12 protein-coding genes are annotated in these 12,408 nt (G+C 51.8%); 10 read left to right on the top strand and 2 right to left on the bottom strand.

Going from position 1 to position 12,408, the window contains the following annotated elements:
- Positions 1-119 precede the first annotated feature (119 nt).
- From AB4Y93_RS23965 to AB4Y93_RS23920, 10 genes are all read left to right on the top strand, one after another.
- A complete protein-coding gene (locus AB4Y93_RS23965; RefSeq protein WP_441895723.1) occupies positions 120-1,586 on the top strand; it encodes a catalase in 1,467 nt (488 codons plus the stop codon).
- A 107-nt stretch (positions 1,587-1,693) separates the two neighbouring features.
- Positions 1,694-2,674: an aldo/keto reductase gene (locus tag AB4Y93_RS23960; RefSeq protein WP_441895721.1), complete on the top strand. Its 981-nt coding sequence runs from the start codon at positions 1,694-1,696 to the stop codon at positions 2,672-2,674.
- A 105-nt stretch (positions 2,675-2,779) separates the two neighbouring features.
- Positions 2,780-3,265 carry a CcdC family protein gene (locus tag AB4Y93_RS23955; RefSeq protein WP_441895719.1) on the top strand — a complete coding sequence of 162 codons (486 nt, stop codon included), beginning with the start codon at positions 2,780-2,782 and terminating at the stop codon, positions 3,263-3,265.
- Between the two features lie 244 nt (positions 3,266-3,509).
- Positions 3,510-4,055, top strand: a complete 546-nt coding sequence (locus tag AB4Y93_RS23950) for a glutathione peroxidase (protein WP_441895717.1) — start codon at positions 3,510-3,512, stop codon at positions 4,053-4,055.
- A 109-nt stretch (positions 4,056-4,164) separates the two neighbouring features.
- A complete protein-coding gene (locus tag AB4Y93_RS23945; protein WP_441895716.1) occupies positions 4,165-4,689 on the top strand; it encodes a hypothetical protein in 525 nt (174 codons plus the stop codon).
- Positions 4,677-4,823, top strand: a complete 147-nt coding sequence (locus AB4Y93_RS23940) for a DUF6385 domain-containing protein (protein ID WP_441895714.1) — start codon at positions 4,677-4,679, stop codon at positions 4,821-4,823. The genes AB4Y93_RS23945 and AB4Y93_RS23940 overlap by 13 nt, the downstream gene beginning before the upstream one ends.
- 166 nt (positions 4,824-4,989) lie before the next feature.
- Complete coding sequence (locus tag AB4Y93_RS23935) at positions 4,990-7,095, top strand: glycosyltransferase (protein WP_441895712.1); 2,106 nt, start codon at positions 4,990-4,992, stop codon at positions 7,093-7,095.
- Positions 7,052-8,560, top strand: a complete 1,509-nt coding sequence (locus AB4Y93_RS23930; protein WP_441895710.1) for a tetratricopeptide repeat-containing glycosyltransferase family 2 protein — start codon at positions 7,052-7,054, stop codon at positions 8,558-8,560. The genes AB4Y93_RS23935 and AB4Y93_RS23930 overlap by 44 nt, the downstream gene beginning before the upstream one ends.
- Positions 8,561-8,572: 12 nt before the next feature.
- Positions 8,573-9,724: a glycosyltransferase gene (locus tag AB4Y93_RS23925; protein WP_441895708.1), complete on the top strand. Its 1,152-nt coding sequence runs from the start codon at positions 8,573-8,575 to the stop codon at positions 9,722-9,724.
- Positions 9,672-10,286, top strand: a complete 615-nt coding sequence (locus AB4Y93_RS23920; RefSeq protein ID WP_441895706.1) for a hypothetical protein — start codon at positions 9,672-9,674, stop codon at positions 10,284-10,286. Before AB4Y93_RS23925 ends, AB4Y93_RS23920 begins: the two co-directional genes overlap by 53 nt.
- A gap of 404 nt (positions 10,287-10,690) precedes the next feature.
- Here the strand turns inward: AB4Y93_RS23920 and AB4Y93_RS23915 are convergent, their stop codons facing one another.
- Positions 10,691-11,545, bottom strand: a complete 855-nt coding sequence (locus AB4Y93_RS23915; protein ID WP_441895704.1) for a glycosyltransferase family 4 protein — start codon at positions 11,543-11,545, stop codon at positions 10,691-10,693.
- A 108-nt stretch (positions 11,546-11,653) separates the two neighbouring features.
- Positions 11,654-12,406: a glycosyltransferase gene (locus AB4Y93_RS23910; protein ID WP_441895702.1), complete on the bottom strand. Its 753-nt coding sequence runs from the start codon at positions 12,404-12,406 to the stop codon at positions 11,654-11,656.
- Positions 12,407-12,408: the final 2 nt, after the last annotated feature.

Below are 12,408 nucleotides of genomic sequence, written 5' to 3'. Positions count from 1 at the left end.
TTCATTTATTCTTCATCATGATTTCATCTAACGTTCATGACAAGATTGAGCCATAACCTTAATATAGGATTATAAGATTTAGATCAAGTCTAAATATAAATAATCCGGAGGTAATCCATATGGTCAATCATTTAACAACGAACCAAGGAACACCAGTTGGCGATAATCAAAATTCTAGAACCGCGGGTCAGCGCGGCCCGACTTTACTCGAAGACTATCATCTGCTCGAGAAAATAGCTCATTTCGACCGGGAGCGCATCCCTGAACGTGTTGTACATGCACGTGGAGCAGGTGCTTACGGGGTTTTCCGCGTCGCTAACAGCATGAGGGCGCATACGAAAGCTGCTTTCTTGCAAGAGGCTGACAAAGAGACGGATGTATTTGTTCGTTTCTCCACCGTGATTCATGGTACAGGGTCACCGGAAACGGCACGTGATCCACGGGGCTTTGCGGTGAAATTTTATACCGAGGAAGGCAACCTCGATATTGTCGGCAATCATCTGCCCGTTTTTTTCATCCGCGATGCGATCAAATTCCCGGATATGGTTCATTCCCTAAAGCCATCACCACGCACGAATATTCAGGAGCCGGGCCGTTATTGGGACTTCATGACACTGTCTCCGGAATCGACGCATATGCTCACTTGGGTATTCTCGGATGATGGAACACCTGCTTCTTACCGCGAGATGGACGGCTTCGGTGTTCATTCATTCAAATGGATAAATGAGCAGGGTAAAGTCACTTATGTGAAGTATCATTGGAAGTCGAAGCAAGGGGTGCGTAATTTCACAGCTGAAGAGGCTTCTGCGATGCAGGGGCGGGATTTCCATCACGCGACTCGGGACTTATACGATGCAATCGAACTTGGCAGTTATCCAGAATGGGATTTGCATGTGCAGCTGATGCCAGCTGAGCATCTGGACCGTTTTTCGTTTGATCCGCTGGATCCAACAAAGGTATGGCCGGAAGACTTGTATCCACTGCAGCTAGTTGGCACGATGGAGCTGAACCGAAATCCGGACAATTATTTTGCCGAAGTTGAGCAGTCTGCTTTTTCACCTAGCGCTCTTGTGCCGGGTATTGAGCCTTCGGAAGATAAGCTGCTGCAAGGACGTCTGTTCTCTTATCCAGATACACAGCGTTACCGTCTTGGCGCTAACTATTTGAATATTCCGGTTAACTGTCCATACGCGCCAGTCCGTAATCATCAGCGCGACGGTGCGATGACGATGAAGGCTGACCCTTCGGCGATTAACTTCGAGCCGAACAGCTCGTCGGAAAGTCCGCAGGAAGCTCCGGAGTATAAGGACAGCTATGTTCAGCTGCATGGCTCGGCAGGACGCCAGAAGATTGACAAGACGGATGATTTCGCACAAGCCGGCGAACGCTACTTGTCGCTGTCTCCAGAGCAGCGGAATAATCTCGTCAGCAATCTCGTGAATGACCTTAAACAAACCAATCAAGATATTCAACTGCGAGCTATCTGTAACTTCTTCCGAGCTAACGTGGAGTTTGGTATCCGCCTCTCGAAAGGGCTTGGCATAGATATCAGCGCATATATGCAGCAGCAAGTAATCATAGAGTAGTCCAACCTTGATAACAACGGCTGGAGCCGGTCGCGAGGGCGATTGGGCTTTGGCCGTTTTTTTGTTACACTATTCCAGTAACCGATTACATAAACGAGGTGAGAAGGATGCAATATCGTGGATTAGGTTCATCTGAGCTGAAGGTAAGTGAGATCAGCTTTGGTACTTGGGCAATCGGAGGCGCTTGGGGTAATGTGAACGATAAGGAATCGCTGCTGGCACTTGAAGCGGCCATGGATAAAGGTGTCAACTTCTTTGATACGGCTGATGTGTACGGCGACGGTCATAGCGAACGTTTGCTAGCACAAGCGACCAAAGGACGCGAGGATGAGATCCATATCGCGACCAAGTTCTGCCGGGCAGGAGACATTCATGATCCCGCTACTTATTCGGAAGCTTCGGTTCGCGCTTATTGCGAAGCAAGCTTAAAGCGCCTTGCTCGTGAGCGTATTGATTTGTACCAGATTCATTGTCCGCCGATGTCGATTCTGAAGGATGGCAGTGTGTTTGGCGTATTGGACAAGCTGCAGCAGGAAGGCAAGATCCGTCATTACGGCGTAAGCGTAGAGTCGGTGGAGGAGGGCATGTTCTGCCTGGAGCAGTCTAATGTCCGTGCGCTGCAGGTTATTTATAATATTTTCCGCCAAAAACCACTTGAGCTGTTGAACGAGGCTAATCGCCGAGGCGTAGGAATTCTTGTTCGTCTGCCGCTTGCCAGCGGTCTGCTTACAGGCAAATTCACGGCTGCTTCCACATTTGAGGCCGATGATCATCGCCGCTTCAATGAAAATGGCGAATCCTTTAACGTAGGTGAAACCTTCGCCGGACTGGGCTTTGCCAAAGGGGTTGAGCTGGCTGACCGTCTTCGCTGGATCGCAGAAGGCCGCGGCAACATGACACGTGCTTCGCTTCGCTGGCTGCTGGATCATGAAGCTGTAACTTGTGTGATTCCGGGCTTCCGCAACGTACGCCAGGTAGAAGACAACCTTGCTGCACTTGAAGTGCCGTCGTTCACAGAAGCGGAACGCCAGCGCCTTCATAAGTTCTACCAGGAGGAAGTTCATCCGTTTATCCGCGGTTCGTACTAATACCGTTATTTGTTGACAAACGATTGCTAGGGTTGGTTTGCACAGTTTTTTATTTTGCAGTACGATGGGAGTAGCCAACCATTGTTGAAATGAGGATAGATCACAATGCTATCTGCACATACACATCTCATTCAGACTGCGTCCATCGTGTTTTCCATTTGTGCCGGACTGATGCTTATTGTGCTCCGTATGCGGGCAGGCAAGCAGCCGACGAATTTGCGCAAGATTATTATACCGCCGCTTGGCATGTCGACCGGCTTTATGATGTTTGCTTTTCCGGTTATGCATATCCATTGGTTATGGGGAGTATCTGCTTTCGGCACGGGGATGTTAATTTTCTCGTTCCCGCTGATTGTCACGACTCGGCTTGAAAGGGTCGAATCGGATATATTCGTCCGCCGATCCAAGGCTTTTATCTTCATTATGCTTACGTTGTTGGCCATTCGGCTTGCTATGCACAGCGTGGTCGAGCAATACATGTCGATCCCACAGACCGGCGCGTTATTCTATCTGCTGGCATTCGGGATGATTCTCCCATGGCGCCTAGCCATGGTCAGCGACTACATGCGTTTGCAAAAAGTAGAAATGTAATAGGGAAACGGGGCGTGCCAGCAGCATGCCCCGTTTTAGTTTGTGGTGGCGTGTCGGACGACACCACCGGTTGCTGCTGGACCACACTCGACGCACTGTAGTACGGAAAAACCGACTTAATCGCACCTCCGCTGTAGTTGTGAGTACAATTAGCTAACTCGTTTGACACGGAGCAGCAGATTGTGATATAAATTGTATACAATTTAATTTAATAAAATCAATCATATTCGAGGAGGATGTCAACATGTCGGTATATTCATTTGAAGCAGAAACAATCAGAGGAGAACAAAAGAGCCTGGAGGATTATAAAGGAAAGGTTCTTATCATTGTAAATACTGCGAGCAAATGTGGTTTTACTCCGCAATACTCTGACCTGCAGAAGGTATATGAGCAGTATAAGGATCAAGGGCTTGAAATTTTGGGCTTCCCAAGCAATCAATTTGCTGAGCAAGAGCCTGGCTCGAACTCGGATGTGCAGGAGTTTTGCCAGATTAATTACGGTGTAACTTTCCCGTTGTTTGCTAAGACCGATGTTCGAGAAGAAACGGCGCATCCACTGTTTGGTTATTTGAGCGAGCAGGCACCATTCCATGGTTTTAATACCTCTAAGCCAAGTGGTAAAATGCTGCATTCCTTCCTGTCGGAGAAACTGCCTCATTACCTGGAGGGGAATGATGTGAAATGGAACTTCACGAAATTCCTTATCGACCGTGAAGGCCATGTAGTCAAACGTTTTGAATCCACGGACGAACCGCTAAATATGAAAGAAGATATCGAGAAGCTGCTGTAATCGCAGCACAAAAAGACAGCTCACGTAAGCCTTCAGTAGGCAGCGTGTGCTGTCTTTTTGCTTGTCTTAAACCTCAGGTACAGTAGCGATTTCGACAGGTACGGTCGCAGTGTCGGGCGGTACGGTTGCTCTATCTGGAGGAACAGTGGCGGTGTCCGGTGCAACGATCACGGGTGGAACGTTGGATGCTTTACTAGGAGCAACAATCACAGCCGGAACTCTCAATGCTTTGCTCGGAGCAACAATCACAGGCGAAACGCTTAATGCGTTACTAGGAGCAACGATCACAGCGGGAACGCTGACTGCAGTACTGGGTACAACGATCACAGCCGATACGGTTGCGGTATCTGGTGCTACAATCACAGGCGGAACGCTTAATGCAGTACTCGGGGCAACGATCACGGCAGGTACTTTAAATAGCGTAACATCCATTTCGCAAAAGAGCTTCCAAGAAACAGCTAACTTGAATAACCTAACAGCAGATGCATATACGGCTGTACCGATCATTACGACCAGCGTATTTGGGACTTATTCCTACTTCGTTTATAACAAAGGTCTGGGACGAATGCAGCGACTGCACGTGTTTAGATTAGCGCCAATGGAACGAACTGGTATACCGACGTGGAAAGTGTAACGGGAATCGCAGTAGGCTCGGTCGATGTACTTGTGCCGCAGCGTTTTCTGAAATATACGAGGCTGGCATATCGGTCGACAACGACCGGCAGCCCAACCACCGTTGACGTATACTTCAATGGCCAAGGCACGTAAGCGTATGCTAACGAAGTAGAATTATCGCAAAGAACGCGCTAATTCTTAGGCATATGCTTACGAAGTAGAATTACCGCAAAGAACGCGATAATTCTTTTAGGTGTATGCTTACGAAGTTAAGAATTATCGCAAAGAACGCGCTAATTCTTTTTAGGAGGGTTATACAATGCTGCTCGGTGTTCACATCATCGCACGCAATGAAGAGGATATGCTCTCGGAATGCTTAGACAGCATTCGGGATATAGCCGATGAGCTTATCGTTGTCGATACAGGGTCGACGGACGGAACGGTGGACATTGCATTGCGGTATGGAGCAAGAGTGATTAAGACGGAGTGGAAGGATGATTTCTCTTCCGCCCGCAATCTGGCATTAGAGCATGCGCGCACGATTTGGGTTCTTGTACTTGATGCAGACGAAAGGTTATCCGGTGATGTGCGGTCTTTGCGGCGTGAGCTGCGAAAGGCCGCTTCATCAGCTTACCGGGTTCGAATGGAGCATCTGCTGGATGAATCCAATACGAAGAGCATGATCAGCAGTGAAGCTGTTAGGCTTTTCCGAGGCGATCGCAGTTATCGTTATTTTGGAGAAATCCATGAGCAGCTTGTCCGTTCCCGAGACAATGAGGTTCTTGCGGATATCGACGGACCGTTGTACAACGGGGATTTACACATTGCTCATGTTGACTATATGCCGTCAGTCCTTAAGCGCAAGTCCAAAGCAGAACGGAATTTACGGGTCATTTCTAAGCAGCTGTCCCAGCGGCCAAATGACCCTTTTTGTCTTTATAATTACGGCGTTACGTTATGCCAGCAAGGAAAACCTGGGGAGGCAGCAGAAGCCTTCGGAAAAGCCATCAATTACACTCCCTTATCAGCCCCTTATCGGCCAACGCTGGTTAAAGATTATTCGACGACTTTACTGACACTTTCACGGGATGCTGAGGCTGCCGAGTTGCTGCGCGGCGAGACACTCCGTTATCCAGATTACCCGGACCTTTTCTTGCTGCAGGGTAATTGCTTGTGTGCATTAGGTCTATTATTGGAAGCAAAAGCTGCCTATGAGACTGCTATTGAAGCGGGATCGCGGGCACATTCTTATATCTCGGAAAAAGGGGCTGGCAGTTATTACGCGCAGCTCCGTCTTGCGGATGTTTTGCAGCATATGGGAGAGGTCGAAGCTGTGCAGCAGCAGTATGAGACTGTACTGCGGGAAATGCCCAGCTGGGAAGAGGCCTTATCCGCATGGGCAGCCTATCTTCATCAAATCGGGCTTACTGATCAAGAAATCCGTCAAAAGCTGACTGCTTACGCAGGGGAAGTCGAAGTCGAGCGGCATACATTACTGGCCCGGGTGCTCAGCCGGATTGGCGCATACAGCACGGCATTGCCGCTGTGGCGAGAGGTGATTCAGTCTTCGACCAATGAGGCGGAAAAAGCACGGATGCCGTTATCAGATATTCGATTGTTTGCGGATTGTTTGATAGGCACAGGTCAGTATGCGGAGGCAGCCGAGCAGATCCGAAGCTGGATGCAAACTTCTCAATCGGAATTATCACAAGAGCTAGGAATAGACTGGGCGTTATGCCGCTGGAATGAAGGGCAGCGCATCGGAAAGGAAGAGCTGGCCATTATTTTGGGAGACAATAGTCAGCTTGCCGGAGAGGCCGAGCAATTAAATAGCTGGCTTCCGATGACCCAGGAGGTGTTGAACAAAATCGCTAAGGAGCAGGAGCTTTCTTCCGCCGTCCGCTGGCTGGACACGGCAGTCAGCCGCGGCATGCTGCGCCTGGCGCATAAGCTGTCGGGTGGACTATACGGTCTGCGGAAGCATTTTGAGACTCTGCTATATGATCATGGGTACGTTGATGCAGCGGCAGAGCTGATGCTGGACCGTTTCGAGAAGGAAGGAAGGCTGACGGGAGAGCAGTCTTTTCGCTTAGGGGAACTGCTCTATCTGAAGAAGCTCCGCAGTGAGGCGCTGGCGTTGTTCGAGAGTGCAGCGGGTGGAGATGACACCAGTGAATATGCGGAGAGAGCAAAGCTTGGCGCATCGGCAGCATGTTTGCAATTGGCCATTGAAGCTTTGCAGCCGGATGAATACAGCGGGGGCCGCAACTGGGACGGCAGCTGGTCTGAGCCTGATAAGATGAAACTGCAAGAGGCTTTGCAGCGGGTTGAATGGATGGGCTGGCAAACGGATTGGAACGGACGGCAAAGGAGGCGCGTGAATGGCGGAGCAGCAGAAGCGGATTTCCTTATGCATGATCGTTAAGAACGAGGAAAAGTACTTGTCTGGCTGTCTGAACAGCGTGCAGGGCATTGCCGACGAAATCATTATTGTCGACACCGGTTCAACGGATGAGACGATAGCCATTGCCAAGCGGTACGGAGCGGTTGTGATCCAGAGCGAATGGGAGCATGATTTTGCAAAAGCCCGCAATCGTGGGGTAGAGCGTGCTTCCGGAGAATGGATCTTGTTCCTCGATGCCGATGAGCAGCTTGATGAAGCAACGAAGCCTCAATTACTTGAATATGTCCGCCATGCGGATATGTCTGCTTTGCTTCTTCAGATCCGTAACCAGATCGGACCGGAGCATGATCAAGGCTCAACCATTCATCCGGTGCTGCGGATGTTCCGTAATGACCCTGGGCACCGTTTTGAGGGGCGGATTCATGAACAGATTTCGTTCTCGATTTTGCGAACAAATCCGTCGGCCCGTTTTCATCTAACGGATGTCATCATCCATCATTATGGGTACCGGACCCAGGTCGTTGCGGAAAAAAACAAACTGCAGCGCAATATGGAATTGCTTGAGCTTGTGCTTGCGGAAGAACCGGATAATACATTCCACCGCTACAATATTGGAGTAGAGTATCTGCGCAACAATCGGGCGGCAGATGCGCTTGAAGCGTTTCGAATAGCGAAGCGATCCGCCGGGTTCGAGCAGCTGTCCTATGCTCATCTTGTTTTCAAATATGAATCGTTAAGTCTGCAGCTGCTAGGCAGATGGGATGAAGCGGGCGCTGCAGCTCGAGAAGGTGCCTCTATTTTCCCTGATTATACGGATTTACAGCATTATATGGCGTTTTGCTCCGCTTGTACGGGTCAGTACAAAGCGGCGATGGAAGCATCAGAGAAGGCGCTGGAGATGGGGGCCGCGCCTGCAAGGTACCATACGGAAGACGGGGTGGGAACTTACCGGACGGCCTATTTGCAGGGGCGGATCTATGAGGCGATGCATGACGAGCAGGGACTCATTCAATCGTATATCACGACTTTGCGGCATAAGCCGAGCCTCCTCCCGCCGCTGTTCCGGATTTGCAAATATATGCGTACGGCAGGGCGTGAGGGTCAGCTCGCAGCACTAATGGCTAGGTGGATATCCTGCCCGGATGAAGCTGCAATGCTGAAGCTCGCTGGTGTTATGGTCGCAAGCGGCTGTCCGGACAGTGCTATCGCCTATTTGGAATGGCAGGCTGAGCTTTATAAGGAACCAGTGCTCAGCCGCTCTCTCACTGCACATGCAAGTGCCATGCGAGATGGCGATTACAGCGGACTGCCGTTTGCAGGTCACCGTGGCAGGGAAGAGGCGGAAGATATGCTGTCGCCTTCGATCCACTGGCGGGTGCGTGCGGAGCATTATTTGGAGCAGGCTCAGCGTATGAAGGGTAAGACCATTGAGAAGCAGTCGATTCAAGCCGTCCGTTTATTACTGCCCGGCTTTGAGGGCTGGTAAGGAGGGGCGGGAGTGGAAGCAGCATTTTATGGTACGCTGCCGGTGTCGCTCTGCATGATCGTTCGGAACGAGGAGCGCTTTCTGCCGCAATGTCTGGCGTCGGCGGCTCCTTTTTGCTCGGAAATCATTATCGTTGACACTGGATCTACAGATCAAACAGCTGCGATTGCAGAAGCGTTCGGTGCCAAGGTGTTGACCATCTGCTGGCAGGATCATTTTGCTGAAGCACGTAATATTGCGCTCGAACAAGCATCCCAGCCCTGGATATTGGTCCTTGATGCGGATGAACGGCTTGTCCCGCTTCCAATTGCAACGTGGGAGCAGCTGCTCGCTGAAGAAAGCTGTTATGGCTATCTGGTTCAAATAAGAAGCAGAGTAGACGGGCGAAGCGGGGATGAGGAGATCTCGGATGCGGTATGCCGTTTGTTTCGGAATGATCCGCGTATTCGATTTACGGGGGCATTGCATGAAGAAGCTGCATCGGCGGTAGCTGCCTATGGTTCGGAGGCGCTTCGAGAGGCACCTGTTCAACTGCTTCATGAGGGTCACCGGAATGTGGTTATGATGCAACGCAGGAAAAAAGAACGGAATGAACGCATATTACTTGCAGCATTAAGCCGTGATCCGGATAATCCGGTGCTGCGTTATGCGATGGGAACGGAATATTTTACTTATGGCAGCTGGGAGCGGGCGGTATTATGGCTTGAGCCATTATTACGCGGAGTGGACGAGGAGGCGGAAGAGGGGCATATCTCTGATGTATATCTTAAGCTGATCCATGCTTTGCGGGCGCTAGGCAGACTGAAGGAAGCGGAGCAATGGGCGGTCTGCGGGCTGAGGAAGTTTGGTGATTTTCCCGATCTGCATGAAGCTTATGCGGCTGTACTGCTGGAAACGGACCGCACAGGAGAGGCTGAAGAAGCGCTGTATGTTGCATTAGCAGTGGGAAGTGCGCCTATGCACTATTCCTCGGCGCTTGGCTCTGGCACCTACCGAGCGTTGTTCATGACAGGTTATGTCTCCGAACGAAAGTATGATTGGCTGAAGGCGGCCGACTATTATGCGGCTGCGCTGGCGATCAAGCTTGATTATAGGCTGGGAGAGGCTGCTGATGCTCGGTACAATGGACGAGAGTTTAAGGGGGCATTGGCCGGCTGTTGTTGACCGTGTGGTTACGGATGGCAGACATAAGCTCTGCCGCTCCGTGCTGGAGCTGCTCGCTGACGCCGGACTGCAGCTTGAGCCGGCGTTAAGCAGGCAGCTGATTGCGGGATTGGCAGTTGGCGGAGATTTTTGGAGTGGCCTGCTGGCGGTTCAGCAGGGGGGATTAGTCGCTGGCCGGCAGCGCTGGGAGCAGCTGCCGGATGACTACCCAGGCAAGGGCGAGTATCTCGCCGCCCTTGCCTGGGTGGATGGCGGGCGGGCTTCGCCTCCGCCCGCTGCAAGGCTTGCGCACGCGCTTGCTCGCGTGCGTGCTTGGCCCGCGTGGCTGGCCGCGGGCGCGCTCGCGATCGCCGCGGCCGACACGGCCGCCGCGGCGGAGCATTTTGCGGCTGCGCGTGAAGCGGCGGCGCAGCCATGGGCTCTGCGAGCCGCCGCCTCGGGACTCGCGGCTGCTTTTGCGGCGCGAGCCCGCCGCGCCGCGCCGCAGGCAGCGCTCGCAGCGCCGCTGCTCTGCGAGCAAGAGCTGATGCTGCGCGTGACATCCGCGCTGCACGGCCTGTAACTCTTGCTCGCACTAACCCCACAAAGACAGTCTATCGTTCCTGCTCGCATGTACTTGTGAGGGAACTAACAACTTACTAGCTCTGGGCTGCGTTGTATTCCATACACTATAATCCGCTGAAATGTCTGGAACTGGTGGCTATGTTGCAGATGGATACAGCCTATTTCTTCGAAATGGACTCCCTAAGCTACGCTATCGAAACGCCTACGTATAGTGTACAAAGTGCAATGAAGCAGGAGAGGAGTTGTGTAGTTAAGCCACTCAACGCCTCTCCCGCTTCGCAAGCTGCGCCATTATAATCGTCTTCCACTCGGCGATCCACCGCTTCTGATCGAATGCGAGCGCAGCCCGCCGCGCGGCCACGCCCATCCTGCGGCGCAGCCGGGGCCGCTCGATCAGCTCGCTTACAGCAGGAGTAATGGCAGCAGCTGATGGCGGGGTAAGACGACCGTTAAAGCCGTCAAGATAAGGTCATTTAAACCGCCGACATTGGTGGCGACGACAGGAAGTCCGCAGCTCATAGCTTCCAGACAGGAGAGGGAGGTTCCCTCCGAGAACAAGGTCGGAATGACGGCGATGTCCGCCTTATGATAGGCATCCCGGATCGTCTCAAATGTATAGGTTTGGTGCTGAATACGGTCACGGTGCGGATGTGCCTCCAGCCATAAATGAAACACCGTATCCATCATTGTGCCGTTAATGAGCTCTCCTGCAAATTCCACGAATACATTCTCATAACGGCTGAGCAGCTCATCTGCCGAGAGCATCATCGTAATTAAACCACGCTCATAGCTCAGCCTTCTCGGATAAAGCACCCTAATCTCTCTCGAATGGGAATCAGTTTTGGGCTTAAACCAAACCGTATCTACCGGATTAGGCAGCAGAATGATTTTGGCAGGATCGTCATACTCGCATACCGCTCGGCAGAAGGTCTGGAAATGCGAATCGACCGAGACAACTTTGTCCAATTGCCTCAGTGCCTGATTAATATGCCTCCCGATCGTGGCTTTTGTCTCTGCTGCAAGGAAGGGAGTATCCCAATTGATGCCGTGGCAAATACCGATGCTGCCAGGGTGGTAGCCGATCGGGTGCCAGATACAGCTGGCATAGATTAGAAGGCCGTCCACTGCATCAGCCATCTGCTCGAATGCCTTCGTAATTTGGTTCGATTCGAATGACCAGCCGCGCACCCGTACGCCTTCATACACCGTGTTTGGTGAACAACGGGAATAAGACCAAGCTCCTTTACCGCTCGGCATAACAAATGTACATATCGCTCCAGGCCGCCTCCGAATATGCGCGAGTACTCCTGGCCGTACCCGTTCAAATAGCTGTGAGTTAATATCGTAACAGTCTGCGCCTTGGCCTTATTCATCCTGCCGCTCCCGCTCCTGCCAGCGGATCAGCTTGGGGTTTGGATGAAGGATAGAGGCATAATGCGCGAGACTTCCCCATTGGCCTAGCGGGTCGAGCTTCATATACCGGTCATATTTCGCCTGACGTTCTTCGCTGCTCCCCGCCCAGCCATAATGCTTGATTCGGAGGTCGGTATCGAGGCCAGGCAGTGCGCTGTACGTAAAAGGAAGCCGTGGTGCATGATGCGCCCGCTTCGGATAAGCATAGTGGTACCCGGGCAAATACCGGACAAGCGTCATCGTCTGCCGCTGATGAAGATTCCACCACTCGTCTTCGCGATAATGGGTGACTGAATCCCAGAAATCGTACATCCGAAAGGAAACCGTGTCGTATTCATCCTGATTGATCAGCTCCCGCATGGCCGCCTTCGTATAATCCTCGTAAAATTCATCTGCATCCACGGCAAGCAGCCAGTCAGGAGACGTCTCCGCCGCCGTCCGCCACAATTGTTCGCGGAGCAGCCATTCTTTATGAAACAATGATTCCTTATTCTGTACCAGCTTCACGACCTTCTCGAAGGATAAGGCGAGCTCGGGGGTCTCATCCGTACTCGCGTCATCCACGATCACAATCTCGTCTACAAAACCAGATAAATCCGCAAGTGCGGCTTCCAAATAACGACCCGCTTCATTGCGGACCTGCATGATGGCAGTCAGTTTATTGCCTGTCTTTTTCCTGCCGCCCTTTCCGAGACCGTTAACCATCC

The sequence above is a fragment of the Paenibacillus sp. YAF4_2 genome, from assembly GCF_052113225.1.
Classification (GTDB): Bacteria; Bacillota; Bacilli; order Paenibacillales; family Paenibacillaceae; genus Pristimantibacillus.
Note: the sequence above shows the minus strand (reverse complement) of the source record. Positions and strands in the feature narration are given on the sequence as shown.